This window comes from Pseudomonas luteola NBRC 103146 (assembly GCF_002091675.1).
In the GTDB taxonomy this organism is placed as follows: Bacteria; Pseudomonadota; Gammaproteobacteria; order Pseudomonadales; family Pseudomonadaceae; genus Chryseomonas; species Chryseomonas luteola.
Window position 1 is genome coordinate 61,563 of sequence record NZ_BDAE01000019.1, and the last position, 16,856, is coordinate 78,418.

Here is a 16,856-nt window from a genome sequence, read left to right on the forward strand (position 1 = left end):
GCCGCCAGACATCCAACGCTATGCCCGGCGGCGGCGGTTTTACTCACTTTTTGGCTGCAAGATTCTGCCGATGCTCAATCAGCTCCTGCACGACGGAAGGATCAGCCAGGGTGGAGGTATCGCCCAGAGTGTCCAGCTCATCACAGGCAATCTTGCGCAGGATACGTCGCATGATCTTGCCAGAGCGTGTCTTGGGTAGCCGCGGCGCCCACTGGAGGAAGTCCGGCTTTGCAAAGCTGCCAATCTCGGAACTGACCTGAGCCAGCAGGCGCTTTTTCAGCTCATCCGTGGGTTGCACACCGCCCATTGGGGTGACAAATGCATAGACGCACTGGCCTTTCACATCATGGGGGCAGCCTACTACAGCGGCCTCGGCTACTTCGTCATGCAAAGCCAGCACGCTTTCCACTTCTGCCGTGCCGATCCGGTGGCCGGATACGTTGATTACGTCATCCACGCGGCCGGTAATCCAGTAATATCCATCTTCATCACGGCGGGCACCGTCACCGGTGAAATAGTAGCCGGGGTAGGCCTTGAAGTAGGTATCGATCATACGTTGATGATCGCCATAGATGCTTCGGATCTGGCTGGGCCAGCTGGCCTTGATAGCCAGAACACCTGCGGCAGGACCTTCGATCTCCTTGCCCTTGTCGTCCAGAAGAACAGGCTGAACGCCAAAGAAGGGGCGTGTAGCCGAGCCGGGCTTGAGGTCCGTTGCGCCAGGGAGCGGTGCGATCAGGATGCTGCCTGTTTCGGTCTGCCACCATGTGTCGACAATAGGGCAGCGCTTCTCACCTACGACGCGGTAGTACCATTCCCACGCTTCAGGGTTAATGGGCTCGCCTACACTACCCAGCAAGCGGAGGCTGGCGCGGGAGCTTTTGTGCACATGGGCGTCTCCCTCACGCATTAGTGCCCGAATGGCGGTGGGGGCTGTATAGAAGATGTTAACCTGATGCTTATCCACGACCTGCCAGAAGCGTGAGGCATCCGGATAACTGGGCATGCCTTCGTACATCAGCGTTGTTGCCCCATTGGTCAAGGGACCATAGACGATGTAACTGTGGCCGGTTACCCAGCCGACGTCCGCGGTGCACCAGAAGATCTCACCTTCGTGATAATCGAATACATACTTGAAGGTCATTGCAGAGCCCAGCAGGTAACCCCCGGTGGTATGTAATACCCCTTTGGGTTTACCGGTCGAGCCCGAGGTGTAGAGGATGAAGAGCGGATCTTCCGCATCCACCGGTTCGGCTGGACATTCATCACTGACGTTTTGCACGGCGTCGTGGTACCAAACGTCCCGACCTTCGGTCCATGCAATATTGCCCTTGGTGCGCTGTACTACGATCACATTGGAAACATTCGGGCATGAGGCTAAGGCCTTATCCACATTGTTTTTGAGCGGGACACATTTGCCGCCGCGGGTCCCTTCATCGGCGGTAATGACGGTACGGCAATCGGCATCCAGGATACGGTCGCGCAGGGCATCGGGAGAAAAACCGCCAAACACCACAGAGTGGACCGCACCCAGCCGGGAGCAGGCCAGCATGGCATAGGCCGCTTCGGGAATCATGGGGAGATACAGGCACACACGGTCGCCTTTCTTGACGCCATGCGCCTTCAGAACGTTAGCCAGCCTGCAAACATTCTGGTGCAACTCACGGTAGGTGATTTTCTGGGAATCGGAGGGATTGTCGCCTTCCCAGATAATGGCGACCTGGTCCGCACGCTTGTCCAGATGGCGGTCGACACAGTTGTAGGACACATTCAGTTGACCACCCTTGAACCATGAGGCTTCACCCTTGGCCAGATCGCTATGGTGAACTTCATCCCACGGTTTGAACCAGTCAAGCATGGCTTTGGCCTGCTCACCCCAAAAGCGCTCAGGGTCTTCAATGGACTGGCGATAGAGACGCTCATAGCCTTCTTTATCCAGAAGGGCTTGCTTTTGCACTGCTTCGGGCACGGGGTAGCGATGGTGTTCCGACATGGCGGGCTCCTGTTGTGGTTGTTCTCCGCTTCCATCCACATTAGGCGCTATTTGGGCGATGGGGTTCAGCCAGGCGATAGAGTGTGTGTATTTCTGGCCGAAAGTCGTAGGTGAAAATAAAAAAACGCCGCAAGAGCGGCGTTTTGAGCGGAGCGGATTGGTCAGCCGCGATGGTGCTGGCGGAAGTACTCGATCAGACCTTGAGTCGAGGCATCTTCCGCAGCCTCTTCTCCATTACCAACCAAATGCTGATAGACGCTGTTACCCAGCTCTTTACCCAGCTCTACGCCCCACTGGTCAAAGGCATTGATACCCCAGATCACGCTTTGTACGAATACCTTGTGCTCATAGAGCGCCACCAGGGCGCCTAGGCTGCTCGGGGTTACGCGCTCGAATACCAGCGTATTGCTGGGGCGGTTGCCCGGGATGACCTTGTGCGGAGCCAGGAATGCTACTTGCTCATCAGGCAGGCCCTTAGCGCGCAGTTCGGCTTCCGCTTCTTCAAGCGTCTTGCCGCGCATAAGGGCCTGGCTCTGGGAGAGGCAATTGGCATATAACCAGGGGTGATGGTCAGCAATGGGATGATGGCTGGAGGCCGGCACGATGAAATCGCATGGAATCATCGGGGTGCCCTGGTGCATCAGCTGGTGATACGCGTGTTGCCCATTGGTGCCTACGCCACCCCAGATGACCGGGCCGGTTGCCGTGGCGACAGGAGTACCGTCCTGGCGAACACGCTTGCCATTGGACTCCATATCCAGCTGCTGCAAATGCTTAGTGAAGTCGCGCAGATAGTAATCGTAGGTCAGTACAGCGTGACTCTGAGCATCCCAGAAGTTGCCATACCACACACCCAGCAGGCCCAGCAGCACGGGCAGGTTGCTTTCGAAGGGCGTGTTCAGGAAGTGCTGGTCCATAGCATAGGCGCCAGCCAGCAATTCCTTGAAATTGGATACACCGATGGCAATGGCAACAGGCAGGCCGATTGCCGACCACAGCGAGTAACGGCCGCCGACCCAATCCCACATCGGGAAAATGTTTTCTTCGCTGATCCCGAACTCAACGGCTGTCTTCACGTTACTGGAGACCGCAATGAAATGCTTATGCAGATCCTGCTCGGCGCAGCCCTGGCCAAGGCACCACGCACGTGCAGCCTGGGCGTTTTTCAGGGTTTCCAGGGTACCGAAGGATTTGGAGGAAACGATGAATAAGGTCGTTTCGGCTTCCAAGCCGGTCACCAGTTCATGGAATTCGCTGCCATCGATGTTTGCGAGGTAATGGCAGCGGACCTGCGACTGTGCGTAAGGCGTGAGTGCCTCGGCAACCTGCTGGGGCCCGAGGAAGGAGCCGCCGATTCCGATATTGACGACATCTGTGATCGGCTTGCCTGTGTGTCCTCGCCAGAGGCGGTTATGGATACGGTTGACCAGGTCGGTCATGCGGCCCAGTACGCGATGTACCTCCGGCATGACATCCTGCCCGTTCACCATCACCTTGTCGCCTAGCGGGCGGCGCAGGGCTGTATGGAGTGCAGGACGATTTTCCGAGGAATTGACGGGCTTGCCTGACAATAACGCCTTGATCGCGCCTTCAAGGTTTGCTTCACGTGCCAGGTTGATCAGCAGGTCGCGAGTCTGCTGAGTTAGCAGGTTCTTGGAGTAGTCCAGAAACAGCCCGCAGGCGCTCAATGAAAATTGCTTGAAGCGTCCTGGGTCCGCCGCGAACGCATTACGCATAGTGAAGGACTGCATCTCCTGACGATGTTCTGTCAGTGCCTGCCAAGACTTCAACTCGGTAACGTTGATAGGCTGTTTGTAATACTCCATTGGGATTCGCTTCCTTCTGTAGGTATTGTCGTACGTTGTGCACTACATCTTGGGATAAAGCTTGTGGCACGCCCGGCTATAGCACGCCAGATAGAGCGCGTCAGTCAAGCTAATGATGGCCGTCAGACACGAAAAAGCCCGGGGTGTTCCGGGCTTTAGCGAAGCGGTGCTCATCCTGCTGATTAGATATCAAGCTCGAGTGACAAATTATCAATCAACCGCGTGTTTCCAACATAGACGGCCAATAGTATTACCAGTTGCCGATCGGCTTCTGCCGCCGGGCGCAATGTGCCTTGCTGACGAAGCTCCAGATAATCCACTCGCAGGCCATCCGCTTCAAGCTGCTGTCTGGCCTCGTCGAGCAGGGCAGGGTAATCGCGGCGACCTGCCTGGATACGCTCGGCCACTTGTTTCAGCAGGCTGTACAGGCAAGGGGCCGTGGCGCGCTGTTCGCCATTGAGGTAGCCGTTACGTGATGATAGTGCCAGCCCATCGGTGTCTCGAACGGTAGGCTGACCTATGATCTCGATAGGCATGTTCAGGTCATTGACCATCTTGCGGATAACAGCGAGCTGCTGGTAGTCCTTTTCACCAAACACAGCGACATCAGGCTGGACCATGTTGAACAGCTTGCTGACAACCGTGGCGACGCCTTCGAAATGACCGGGGCGGCTGGCGCCACACAGGCCTTCTGAAACGACCGGGACGCTGACCCGCGTCTGGTGGTCCATCCCTTCGGGATACATCTCCGATACGGCAGGTGCAAACAGAACTGCGCAGCCGGCCGCTGCCAGTTTCTCCTGGTCAGCGGCAAGCGTTCTCGGGTATTTGTCCAAGTCTTCGGTGGGACCGAACTGCAGCGGATTGACGAAAATACTGGCAACCACGAAATCGCTATGGGCCCGCGCTGTATCAACCAGGGCGACATGGCCTGCATGCAGATTGCCCATGGTAGGAACAAAACCGATGCGCTTGCCTGAGCGGCGGGCCTCGGCGACTGCGTTTCGCAGCTCGCTGATAGTGTGTACGGTAATCATGCCGAAAATCCGTGTTCTGGTGCGGGAAAGGTGCCGCTCTTGACAGCCTGAACATAGGCTGTGAAGGCTTCCTGGATACTGCTCTGGCCGGCCATGAAATTCTTCACGAACTTGGGTGAGCGGCCTGTCAGAGCAAGGCCTAGCATGTCGTGCATGACCAGTACCTGCCCATCCGTGTCCGCGCCAGCACCGATACCGATGACCGGTATGTTGGCAGCGCGTGTGATGTCGGCCGCCAGCGGGCTGGGGACACACTCAAGCACAATCATGGCAGCTCCGGCTGCCTCAAGCGCCTTGGCATCTTCACGCAGCTGCTGGGCGCGAGCCTCATCACGCCCTTGTACCTTGAAGCCACCAAACACATTTACTGACTGAGGCGTAAGGCCCAGGTGCGCGCAGACCGGAACGCCCCGTTCAGCCAGCTGGCGAATAGGCTCTGCCAGCCAGGCAGCGCCTTCCAGCTTGATCATGTGCGCGCCGGCCTGCATCAGTGCGCCAGCATTCTGGAAGGTCTGCTCCAGTGTCGAGTAAGCCATAAAGGACATATCGGCCACGATAAGTGCGCCACGATTGCCGCGTTTTACACAGGCCGTGTGATAGGCCATATCGGCCGTGGTAACAGGCAGGGTGCTGTCGTGGCCCTGAAGGACCATGCCCAGGGAGTCGCCTACCAGCAGTATTTCGACGCCCGCCTGGCTAGCCGTATGGGCAAAGGTCGCGTCATAGCAGGTCAGCATGGTGATTTTTTCACCACGCTGTTTCAGCGCCTGCAAAGTGGTGAGGGTAACCTCAGGCATATCAAACTTCCTCTTCAGGCTGTGTCCTGAATGGCTGGGGACATACAGTCGTATCTTTTTATTCTGGTTGATGGCTGTAGCGAACTACAGATCTCATCGCTTGCCTGCCAATTCTGCAGAGGACACAGCCTGTCTGTAGGCAGTAACAAAGGGATGGCCAGGCAAGTGGGTGCCTATAGTCTCGGCGAGTTCAGGGGAAGTCAATCACGATGTGTTACCGGAACGTTACGGTAACACTATGACTTGCAAGTCCCTTATTCCAGTCGCTCCAGGCCCACGAACGGGCACTGGTCCAGCAGAGCCTGCAACAGGCTGCCATCGGGCAGGCGCAACTCATCCGAGGCAATTTCGGCCAGAGGGTAGAGAACGAACGCCCGGGCATGCATATGATAGTGCGGTACGGTCAGGCGGGGCTCATTGATCGTGTGGCTGCCGAATAGCAGGATATCAAGGTCTAGTGTTCTGGGGCCCCAGCGCTCATCCTTGCGGACTCGACCCTGCTGTTGCTCGATGGCTTGCAGCTCATCCAGCAGCGCAAGTGGTTCCAGAGCGGTATCAAGCGCTGCGACAGCATTTACATAGCGGGGCTGATCAGCCGGACCCAATGGGTCGCTTCCATAAAAGGAGGATCGGGAGACAAGTCGGCTTTGCGGAAGTGTACTCAACGCCGCCAGCGCTGATTCAAGCTGGGTACGGGGCTCCGCCAGATTACTGCCGAGCCCGATGTAAACACGCTCCATCGATTACTCCGCTGACGGGGTAGGTTTGTCGGTGCCAGGTGTGCGACGCTTGCGTGACCCACCGCCACGGCGGCGCTTGCGGACCGCGCCCTTGCCGTCTTCCTGACTCAATTCACGAATCATCTCTCGACGTTGACTGTCGCTGACTTCCTGATAACGCGTCCACCATTGACCCAGGTTACCGGTACGCTCGCCGGCGCTCTCACGCAACAGAAGGAAGTCATAGCCTGCCCGGAAGCGGGGGTTTTCCAAGAGCATATCGGCGCGTTTGCCCTGACGACGAGGCAAGCGTTCCTGCATGTCCCAGATCTCGCGCATGGGAATAGTAAAGCGCTTGGGAATGGCGATCCGGCGACACTGTTCAAGCGTAATGTCGTGAGCCGCTTCCTGCATGGCTGGAATCGGTGGCAGCCCCTTTTCCTGATGGTAATCCACGCGGGCGGGAAGGGCAGGCCAGAGCAGCGCTGCAAACAGGAAGGCGGGTGTTACCGGCTTGCCTTCACGAATACGTGCGTCCGTATTGGCCAACGCCTGCTTGATGAGACGGCCTGTGTATTCAGGGTTCTTTTCGAGCGCTTCAGCTGTTGCCGGGAACAGAGGGGCAAAGAGATCATAGGTGACCAGCAGCTCATAGGTGCGCTCTGCGTTACCGCTCAGGAACAACTTGAGCACTTCATCGAACAGACGGGAGGCTGGGATATCCCTTAACAGGTGTGCCAGGCGGCGAATAGGTGCTGCTGTCTGCTCTTCGATCTCGAAGCCCAGCTTAGCCGCGAAGCGTACGGCTCGCAGCATGCGCACTGGATCTTCCTGGTAGCGCTGCTCGGGATCTCCAATCAGGCGAATCAGGCGATTACGAATATCCGAGGCGCCATTGGCATAATCGAAGATACGTTCCTGGGTAGCTTCGTAGTACAGGGCATTGATCGTGAAGTCACGCCGCTGTGCATCCTGCTCCTGATTGCCATAGATGTTGTCACGAAGGATGCGTCCACTTTCGTGGCGGGCGGAGTGAACGGAGTCTTCATCCTCTTCTTCTTCGGGGTGATTGGCGCGGAAAGTCGCCACTTCAATGATCTCTCGGCCAAAATGTACGTGGACCAGCTTGAAGCGACGTCCAATGACGCGTGCATTGCGAAATTCAGCGCGTACCTGCTCAGGCGTTGCGTTGGTCGCGACGTCGAAATCCTTCGGCTCAACGCCCAGCATCAGATCTCTTACGCAACCACCGACCAGATAGGCCTGGTAGCCAGCCTTCTCCAGCCGATCCACAACGCTCAGGGCATGGCGACTAATCTGTTCACGCTCCAGCGCGTGCTGGCTACGAGGAATCACGATAGGTAGTTCAGGCTTACTGGGTGCGCGACGTAATGGCGAACGCAGGGACTGGATCAGCTTTTTCAGCATTGATAGCACTGTTCTTGAGGTCGGCGGAGCGAGCGGAAACCCGCGGTTATGGCGGATTCTAGCATTATAGGAGGGGATCTTGAATGATGGCTGGCGTGAAGCTTAAGGCACTGGGGGAGCCGAAGCTCCCCCCCAAATTGGTACGTGCTTTGTTTTTATTGTTATATCGAACCTGTTGTTTTTCTTGTCTGGTCCGTCCTGGTCGGATACCTGCCGCCAGGAGGGCTCCCAAATTCGGGGCCAAGAGCAAACGGATTACTTTGGACGCTGATGTCGTCATGATCACAATTGATCTATCCAGTGCAGGTGCTGCCTCAGGGCAGTTTTATTGTTCTCGGCCTGGTACGGGGCAAATGCTCCGCAATCGACTCTTCTCCAAAATGATCAGTTAGCTACGCCTCCGCCTGCTTGTTCTTATTGTGCTGGAGTCGTTACGTCTTATTTTTATTAGGGGTTTTACTGATTTTTTATTTTTGTTGTGCCAGATATAAAGCAGATGCTGTGCCAACTTTTGAAAATCGTTTTAAAACAAAGAGTTATGAAAATATGTAGTGTTTTTTGAGGCGGGCAACATGAGAAATTCGTTACCGTTAACCTCGCCTGATGTTACGGCGGTAACACATTCTGAAATGATGGCCCTGTGTTACCCGCAAAAAAAACGCATCGGTAACGATGCGTTTTCTGTCTATCAGGACAGGTCGGTGCTGGTAGCGCCCGTTTTTCGGCGCGGAATACCAAGCCGTTGACGTCGCTCCCATAAGCACTTGCGACTTATGCCAAGCTTGCGGGCTAATTCGGTCTCGGTCATGTGGTCCTGGTGTTCAAGTACGAAGTGCTGGAAGTAATCCTCCAGGGAAAGGTCTTCCGTAGGCTCATGGCTGACATTGGAGGAGCCCAGAGGCGTCTCGAGTGGATCCAGGAAGTGTTCGGAAAGGTCCAGATCTTCCAGTTCAATATCGATGCCGAGCAGGTCCGGCTCGATTTCGTTCTTCTCGCTGAGAATGACGGCTCGTTCGATTGCATTCTCCAGCTCCCGAACGTTACCCGGCCAGCTGTAATGGCGAATGGCGAGTTCAGCTTCCTGGCTGAAATGCATGGCCTCACGACCCATGCGGTTGGACTGGCGTGCCAGAAATACGCGGGCGATTTCCAGCACGTCATTGCTTCGCTCACGCAACGGCGGAAGGCGCAGGGAAATAACATTCAGACGATAATAGAGGTCTTCCCGGAATTGCCCGGTCTTGGCCAACGTCTTCAAATCACGGTGAGTGGCTGCAATCAGGCGGACATTGACCTTTTGCGACTGCACCGAGCCGACGCGGCGAATCTCGCCCTCCTGCAAGACACGCAGCAGGCGTGCCTGAGCTTCCAGCGGCAGCTCGCCGATTTCGTCCAAAAAGAGCGTACCGCCATCAGCTGCCTCGACCAGACCGGTGCGGCTTGCGCTAGCACCTGTAAAGGCACCTTTCTCATGGCCGAACAGTTCGGACTCGATCAACGTTTCGGGAATGGCAGCGCAGTTCACGGAAATCAGAGGCGCTTTTACCCGGCGTGACAGGTTATGAAGTGCACGAGCCACCAGCTCCTTGCCCGTACCGGACTCCCCCTGAATGAGCACGGTGGAATCAGTAGGGGCAACCTTGCGAATCTTCCCATACAGATCCTGCATGGGAGCACAACTGCCGATGATACCAATGTCGCTGTCGTGGACTGGCAGTGCTTCGCCGCGAGTGGCTGGACGCTCCGGCGGTGTCTGCTGCGGGGCCTGTTCGCGCTCGATGAGAATGCGCGCAACCGCCTGCAACATCTCGTCATGGTCGAATGGCTTGGCGATGTAGTCGACAGCGCCTTGCTTCATGGAGTCTACGGCAGAGCGCAGGCTGGCATAGCTGGTCATGATCAGCACCGGCTTGCCTGCAGCCAGGTCGATCAGCTCAGTACCAGGGGCACCGGGCAGGCGCAGGTCACTGATAATCAGGTCGAACGATGGAATGTCGTAACGATCCTGCGCTTCCTGCACAGAGCCAGCCTCGCTGACCTGAAACTGATTGCGCTCGAGCAATCGGCGCAGGGCCGAGCGAATGATGGTTTCGTCTTCGACGATCAAAATATGTGCCATATTGGGCTCTCTCGACGGTGGCAGAGCGGAGGCGCCAGGCAGTGGCGCATCTCGTTTCCGCTCTACGTTCCGGTTACGGCTCGATCAGGTTGTTCAAAATGACGCGGCAAATTCACACGTATACGCGTACCGCGGCCTTGCACAAGGTCGATCGGGCTGTCGATCATTATGTCTCCATAATGCTCTTCCACGATGGAATAGACCAGAGCAAGGCCAAGTCCCGTCCCTTTACCAGGGTCTTTGGTTGTAAAGAAGGGCTCGAAAAGACGGCTGATTATGGCTTTTGGGATGCCGGAGCCTTCGTCCTCGACGATAAGCGTTACCGTCTGCCCACGGGCTTCGCTACGCACCTTGATCGTGCCGGTGGGTGGCGAGGCATCGCGAGCATTGGACAATAGATTGATCAATACCTGAGCAAGCCGTTGTGGGTCGCCTTTGACCCAGTGCTCCGGATCGCACAGGTTCTGGAACTCGACATCGACGCTGCGGCGGTTAAGCGACAACAGCGAGATGGCTTCTTGTGCAGTATCTAACAGTCTGACCGGCTCTGGGTCATGTTGCCGACCACCGGCATGGGCAAAGCTCATCAGTGATTGAACGATGCGGGTGATGCGGCGTGTCTGCTCGACGATCTGTCCGCTAATCTCCTGAATTTCTGCATCCGCTTCGCGTTCTTCCTGAAGGATCTGTGCCAGGCAGGCAATACCGGTAACCGGATTACCAATCTCGTGGGCGACTCCTGCTGCGAGGCGGCCAATAGAGGCGAGGCGCTCGGAGTGAATCAGTCGATCCTCAAGCAGTTGGGTCTCACTGATGTCTTCCACGACCAGAACGTTGCCGCTGTTACCGGGGGCAAGAGGCTCGTCGATGGCCGCCTTGTGCAAATTGAGCCAGCGCTGGTTGCTGTCGAGTGCCAGGCGCTGTTTGTATAGATGCTGGTCGGGAGAGCGGAGAAAGCGTTCGAACAGGGCTTTCCAGGGCTCAGGTAGTGCCGAAAGGCGCGAGCCTACAACTTGCACTGAGTCGATGTTTGTCAGCCGCTCCATGGCCCGGTTCCACATTAGGATCTCGCAGTCCTGGGCTAGCGCGCAAACACCCATGGGCAGTTCCTGCAGGGTTTGCCGGTGGTAACGACGCAATGCGTCCAGTTCGGCTGCAAGACCTGTAAGACGGGACTGATAATCTTCCAGACGGCTTTCAATAAAATGGATGTCTTCGGTGACATAGGCCTCGCTGCCTTCCTTGTAAGGCAGGAACGTTTCGACGATATCCTGGGCGACCCGTGGCCCCATCAGGCCTGACAGGTTGGCCTCGATACGGTCTCTGAGCCGACGTAGCGCGTACGGGCGGCGCTCATCGAAGGGAAGCAGCAGATCGCTGAGGGCGCGCTCTACTTCCTTCTGGGCGGTCTTGGCACCCAGGGGCTTGGCCAGCTGAGTAGCGAACTCCTGGGGCGAGGCGGCAATCAGCTCCCGTCGCTGGGGCCGTCTGACATTGTCTACCGCACAGGCTTCCGCCGCGCTTTTTTCCTCATCGCTGGCTTCGGTGAACAGAGAGACCAGTGCAAACACCAGAACGTTAGCGGCCAGTGACGCCAGGGCTGCCAAGTGCCAGTTGGTGGCATCGATGTAGTAGGAGAAAGGACCGACTTCGAAGCCTTTCATGAAGCCAAGCGCCGGCAGCAGCATGGTCAGCGTCCACAGGCCCATGCCGGTCAGAAGGCCTGCGATGAAGCCGCGGTGATTGGCGGTCTGCCAGTAGAGAACGGATAATGCGCCTGGTAGAAACTGCACCGTGGCCACAAAGGCAACAATGCCAAGACTCGACAGGTCGCTATGATTACCGATCAGGCGGTAAAACCCATAGGCGGCCATGATGATGGCTGCAATCAATCCGCGGCGCGTCCAGCGTAACCAGCGATAGATATTGCCGTCGGTAGGTGGCTGATACAGGGGCAGCACCAGGTGGTTGAGCACCATGCCAGACAAGGCCATGGTCATCACGATGATCACGCCGCTGGCGGCGGACAGGCCTCCTACAAACGCTACCAGCGCCAGCAGCGGTTTATCCAGCGCCATGCCCACACCCAATGTGAAATATTCCGGGCTCGTGGGCGCTCCAAGAGCAAGACCGCCCCAGAGAATCGGTGGAATAGCCAGGCTCATCAATAACAGGAATAACGGAAGGCCCCAGCTGGCGCTGACAAGGGCACGGGGGCTCAGATTTTCCGTGAACGCCATGTGATACATGTGTGGCATCACGATGGCCGCCGCAAAAAAGACAAGGAGCAGGATCCGCCAGGGGCCTTCCTGCAAGGGTGTATGCAGTGTGGAAAGTGCTGTCTGATTCTGGGTCAGCCAGGTTTCAAGCCCAGAGGGACCATCGAACACGGTATAGAGCGTTACCAGGCCAACAGCACCTAGCGCGATGAGCTTGACCAGCGATTCGAAAGCAATCGCTACCACGAGTCCTTCATGACGTTCGCGAGCGGTAATCTGTCGCGCGCCAAACAGCATGGCGAACAGCGTAATCAGAAAGCAGAAGGCCAGTGCCGGGCCGTCCTGTGCCGGTGCGCTGATCAGAATGCCGGTGCTGGTAGCGACCGCCTGGATCTGAAGGGCCAATAATGGCAGAACGGCAACCACCATCAGCAGGGCCGTGAGTGCGCCTGCCCAGGTACTTCGAAAGCGAAAGGCGAAAAGATCTGCCAGTGAGGACAACTGATAGACACGGGTCAGCCGCAGAATGGGGTAGAGCAGCACAGGTGCCAGCAGAAATGCGCCACATAGACCCAGATAATAGGAAAGAAAGCCGTACCCATAGTCATAAGCCAGGCCAACCGTTCCGTAAAAGGCCCAGGCGCTGGTGTAGACGCCCAAGGACAGGGTATAGATGATCGGATGTCTGACCAGGCGGCGGGGGACCCAGCCTCGCTCGGTCATCCAGGCTACGCCAAAGAAAATCAGCAGATAACCTGCGCTGATGGCAAGCAGTTGGGAAATACTAAAGCTCATCGGCATCGCGTTGGCTCTGAAGAATAAAAGTAACCACGATCAGAATCAGCCAGAGCAGGTAAGGGCGATACCAGGCACCAGTCGGGTCGATCCACCAATCCATGATGGCAGGGGAAAACAGGTAGATGCCCACAACCAGGAGCAGGACCAACCGGTAGATATACATACTGCATTCTCAAATAGGCCTTGGCTGGATGGTAGCCGATGGATGGGGGAGCCTGCATCCGTTAGCGCAGGTCTGCCTTATCCGTTTTGAGACAATCTGCGTTGTTACCGGAGTTCAGCTTCGGCAAGTGTATGGGTATGTGGTATCCGGGCAGGCTGCCAGGATTGTATACCCCAGGCCAGAATCTCTCGAGCATTGGCGCCATGGAGCTCGGAGGATGGCTGCTGGCCTAGCGCACGCAGGGCTCTGAGCAGTAGCGGTCCGGCTTGATCGTGCGGAAGAGGCGGGGAGCGGTACGATTTGCCCAGCTTGTGTCCGTCAGGCTGAATGATCAGCGGGACGTGCAGGTAGCGAGGCTGGGGAAAGCCTAGCAGTTCCTGCAGATAGAGCTGACGCGGCGTGGAGTCGAGAAGGTCTGCACCTCGGACGATATCGGTAATGCCCTGCCAGGCATCATCCAGTACCACGGCGAGCTGATACGCAAACAAGCCATCACGCCTGCGAATGACAAAATCACCCACCTCCCGGCCAAGATGCTGGCGGAATTCACCTTGGACCCTGTCGGTAAACGTGTACGTCAGTTCAGGCACACGAATGCGTATGGCTGCATTTTCGTAGGGGTGCCGAGCATTACGGCAGTGCCCTGGATAGAGTCCCCCATAGCCTTCCAGCTGTTTGCGCGAGCAGGTACAGGCATAGGCCAGGCCGCTATGCAGCAGGCGCGCTACGGTAGCCTCATAGGCATCATGACGATCACTTTGCCGCTCTACGGCGCCATCCCATTCGAAGCCATAGCGTTCCAGCGTGTCGAGAATGGCTGTTTGGGCGCCTGGAACCTCACGAGGCGGATCGAGATCCTCCATGCGTACAAGCCAGCGTCCTCCTGCGGCACGGGCGTCCAGATAAGACGCAACGGCTGCAACCAGTGACCCGAAATGCAGGTAACCGCTAGGTGTCGGGGCAAACCGGCCTATATAGGATGAGGTCGTCATGGTGGGAAATGACAATCGTTAAAAAGCAAGCGGGGCGCCTGAGCGCCCCTTGATCGATCAGGAACCGATCTGCTTTTCCTTGATTTCCGCCAGTGTCTTGCAGTCGATGCACAGACTGGCAGTCGGACGGGCTTCAAGGCGGCGGATACCGATTTCGATACCGCAAGAGTCGCACCAGCCGTATTCGTTGTCTTCGATCAGCTGAAGCGTCTCGTCGATCTTCTTGATCAGCTTGCGCTCACGATCACGGGTACGTAGCTCGAAGCTGAACTCTTCTTCCTGGGTCGCACGGTCGGCCGGGTCGGCATGGCTGCCGGCATCTTCCTTCATGTGACTTACAGTGCGGTCTACTTCTTCCCGCAGTTCCTGCTTCCATTTATTCAGGATGTTAGTGAAATGGGCGCGCATGCGCTCACTCATGTACTCCTCGCCAGACTCCTCCTGATAAGGTTCGAAGCCACGGGTCAAAGGGGTGTTTTGCTGTTTTTCGTCGGTCGCCATGGATGACCCTCTCACTTTCGCTAATCCTGTCCGCAGGCTGGATACGTCTACTGGGCAAGAGGCCCCCGCGGATGCAAGCGGGCGAACTTACCAGAAGCCTTGGTGCGGCGCTACTACCTGAAGTCCTTGTTATCAAGCCCCAAGGCATATCTTGTGGGTCTTGCTCGAATTATATGTATTGGTGCCGTCTTTATAGCCTTGGTTAGAATCCCCTCTCTTTAACAAGTTCGGATAGACCATGACCAAATCATTTAGTGCGCGTAGCCGTGCCATTGAGCCCTTCCATGTCATGGCCCTGCTGGCTCGTGCCAATCAGTTACAGGCCGCTGGACATGATGTCATTCATCTGGAGATCGGCGAGCCGGATTTCACGACAGCAGAACCCATCGTCCAGGCTGGTCAGGCGGCGCTGGCGAATGGTAATACCCGTTACACCGCTGCGCGAGGTCTGCCTGAGCTGCGCGAAGCCATTGCCGAATTCTATGCCAAGCGCTATGCCGTCAATATTGATCCCGAACGCATTATGATTACGCCCGGAGGCTCAGGCGCACTTCTGCTAACCAGTGCGCTTCTGGTCGACCCGGGCAAGCACTGGCTGATGGCTGATCCCGGTTATCCCTGTAATCGCCATTTCCTGCGCCTGATCGAAGGGGCGGCCCAGTTGGTCCCGGCTGGTCCGCAGACGCGCTACCAGTTGACGCCCGAGCTCGTCGACGCCCATTGGACGCAAGACAGCGTAGGTGCTCTAGTAGCATCGCCTGCCAATCCCACGGGAACGGTCCTGCACAGGGATGAGTTGGAGGCGCTCTCCAGGAGTCTATCCACGCGAGGCGGTCATCTGGTAGTGGATGAGATCTACCATGGTCTGACCTATGGGTTGGACGCGGCAAGCGTGTTGGAAGTCGATGACGAGGCCTTCGTTCTGAACAGTTTTTCCAAATACTTTGGAATGACCGGCTGGCGCCTGGGCTGGCTTGTCGCACCGTCGGAGGCTATTCCAGAGCTCGAGAAGCTGGCACAAAATCTTTATATCAGCGCACCCACGATTGCTCAGCATGCGGCCTTGGCCTGTTTCAAGCCAGACGCGATCGAGATTTTCGAGGCCCGGCGTACAGCGTTTCAGCAGCGTCGCGACTTCCTGCTGCCAGCCTTGCGGGCGCTGGGCTTTAAAGTTGAGGTCGAGCCGGAAGGCGCGTTTTACCTCTACGCCGATATGTCTGCCTTTGGCGGTGATGCGTATGCTTTTTGCCAGCACTTCATCGAGACCGAGCATGTAGCCTTTACTCCGGGGCTCGACTTCGGACGCTACCGTGCCGGTCAGCATGTCCGCTTTGCCTATACCCAAAGCCTGCCGCGGTTGGAGGAGGCCGTCACACGCATTGCTCGCGGCCTCAAAACCTGGCGTCCCTGATCATCGAAGCGGAAGTAGTCCATGCAGTTTGATCCACCTCTGGAAGAGGGGCTTTTGATCCGGCGTTATAAACGTTTTTTGGCTGATATCGAGACGGTGACGGGCGAGACCCTGACGATTCATTGCCCGAATACGGGATCAATGCTCAATTGTCAGGCAGAGGGTGCTCGTGTCTGGTTCAGCCGTTCCAATGATCCCAAGCGCAAGCTTCCTGGGACATGGGAGCTTGTAGAGACGCCTCACGGGCGGCTCGCCTGCATCAATACCAGCAGAGCGAACCGGTTGGTGGAGGAAGCGCTATTGGCTGGGGCAATTCCAGAACTTGCCGGCTTTAGCGCGTTGCGTCGTGAGGTGGCTTATGGCGCTGAAAATAGCCGGGCGGATTTTCGTTTGACGTATCCCTCAGGAGAGGTTTTTGTCGAGGTGAAGAGCGTAACGCTCGGCTACAACATGGACTGTGTGGCAGCTTTCCCAGACGCCGTTACGGTTCGGGGAGCCAAGCATCTACGTGAATTGTCGGCGCTGGCGCGTGAGGGCGCGCGTGCGGTGCTGTTGTATTGCGTCAATCTCACAGGTATCGAGGCGGTTCGTCCTGCCGATGATATCGATCCTGCCTACGGACGTGCATTGCGAGAGGCGCTGGAGGCCGGAGTCGAGATTCTGGCTTACGGTGCTGATATTACGCCACAGGCCATACAGGTGACTCGTCGGCTTAAGGTCGTGATGTAACTCTCGGTGGGATGAGCACGACCACGCCGTTGTGCCCTTCACTGGGCACGAATGAGTCATGACGGTGCAGCGACTAATGGATTCAGTAATGTGAGGCCGACTGATTCCGGTGTGCATGGAGAAA

At 56.9% G+C, this 16,856-nt stretch carries 13 protein-coding genes; 2 read left to right on the forward strand and 11 right to left on the reverse strand.

Features of this window, described 5'->3' with window-relative positions:
- Positions 1-43: 43 nt before the first annotated feature.
- From acs to dksA, 11 genes are all read right to left on the reverse strand, one after another.
- Positions 44-1,993, reverse strand: a complete 1,950-nt coding sequence (acs, locus tag PLU01S_RS18530; RefSeq protein WP_074829445.1) for an acetate--CoA ligase — start codon at positions 1,991-1,993, stop codon at positions 44-46.
- 161 nt (positions 1,994-2,154) lie between these two features.
- Positions 2,155-3,819 (reverse strand): glucose-6-phosphate isomerase, encoded by a 1,665-nt coding sequence (gene pgi / locus PLU01S_RS18535; RefSeq protein ID WP_074829443.1) that lies wholly within the window; start codon positions 3,817-3,819, stop codon positions 2,155-2,157.
- A 182-nt stretch (positions 3,820-4,001) separates the two neighbouring features.
- Positions 4,002-4,856, reverse strand: a complete 855-nt coding sequence (gene panC, locus PLU01S_RS18540) for a pantoate--beta-alanine ligase (protein ID WP_074829440.1) — start codon at positions 4,854-4,856, stop codon at positions 4,002-4,004.
- Positions 4,853-5,653 carry a 3-methyl-2-oxobutanoate hydroxymethyltransferase gene (gene panB / locus PLU01S_RS18545; RefSeq protein ID WP_019367423.1) on the reverse strand — a complete coding sequence of 267 codons (801 nt, stop codon included), beginning with the start codon at positions 5,651-5,653 and terminating at the stop codon, positions 4,853-4,855. The genes panC and panB overlap by 4 nt, the downstream gene beginning before the upstream one ends.
- Positions 5,654-5,907: 254 nt before the next feature.
- Positions 5,908-6,393: a 2-amino-4-hydroxy-6-hydroxymethyldihydropteridine diphosphokinase gene (folK, locus tag PLU01S_RS18550; protein WP_010796826.1), complete on the reverse strand. Its 486-nt coding sequence runs from the start codon at positions 6,391-6,393 to the stop codon at positions 5,908-5,910.
- 3 nt (positions 6,394-6,396) lie between these two features.
- Positions 6,397-7,800, reverse strand: a complete 1,404-nt coding sequence (locus PLU01S_RS18555) for a polynucleotide adenylyltransferase PcnB (RefSeq protein WP_010796827.1) — start codon at positions 7,798-7,800, stop codon at positions 6,397-6,399.
- 688 nt (positions 7,801-8,488) lie between these two features.
- The gene (locus PLU01S_RS18565) at positions 8,489-9,919 is read right to left on the reverse strand and encodes a sigma-54-dependent transcriptional regulator (protein WP_019367421.1); all 1,431 of its coding nucleotides are present in this window, start codon (positions 9,917-9,919) and stop codon (positions 8,489-8,491) included.
- Between the two features lie 62 nt (positions 9,920-9,981).
- Entirely contained in the window at positions 9,982-12,939 is a 2,958-nt protein-coding gene (locus PLU01S_RS18570; RefSeq protein WP_074829436.1) for a sensor histidine kinase, read from the reverse strand.
- A complete protein-coding gene (locus PLU01S_RS25430) occupies positions 12,923-13,099 on the reverse strand; it encodes a hypothetical protein (RefSeq protein WP_010796831.1) in 177 nt (58 codons plus the stop codon). The genes PLU01S_RS18570 and PLU01S_RS25430 overlap by 17 nt, the downstream gene beginning before the upstream one ends.
- A gap of 104 nt (positions 13,100-13,203) precedes the next feature.
- On the reverse strand, positions 13,204-14,091 hold the full coding sequence (gene gluQRS / locus PLU01S_RS18575; protein ID WP_074829433.1) for a tRNA glutamyl-Q(34) synthetase GluQRS: 888 nt from the start codon (positions 14,089-14,091) through the stop codon (positions 13,204-13,206).
- Between the two features lie 57 nt (positions 14,092-14,148).
- A complete protein-coding gene (gene dksA, locus PLU01S_RS18580; protein ID WP_010796833.1) occupies positions 14,149-14,592 on the reverse strand; it encodes an RNA polymerase-binding protein DksA in 444 nt (147 codons plus the stop codon).
- 238 nt (positions 14,593-14,830) lie between these two features.
- Here dksA and PLU01S_RS18585 point away from each other — a divergent pair, with 238 nt between their 5' ends.
- A complete protein-coding gene (locus tag PLU01S_RS18585) occupies positions 14,831-16,003 on the forward strand; it encodes a pyridoxal phosphate-dependent aminotransferase (protein ID WP_010796834.1) in 1,173 nt (390 codons plus the stop codon).
- Positions 16,004-16,024: 21 nt separating this feature from the next.
- Complete coding sequence (sfsA, locus tag PLU01S_RS18590; RefSeq protein ID WP_074829430.1) at positions 16,025-16,732, forward strand: DNA/RNA nuclease SfsA; 708 nt, start codon at positions 16,025-16,027, stop codon at positions 16,730-16,732.
- Positions 16,733-16,856: the final 124 nt, after the last annotated feature.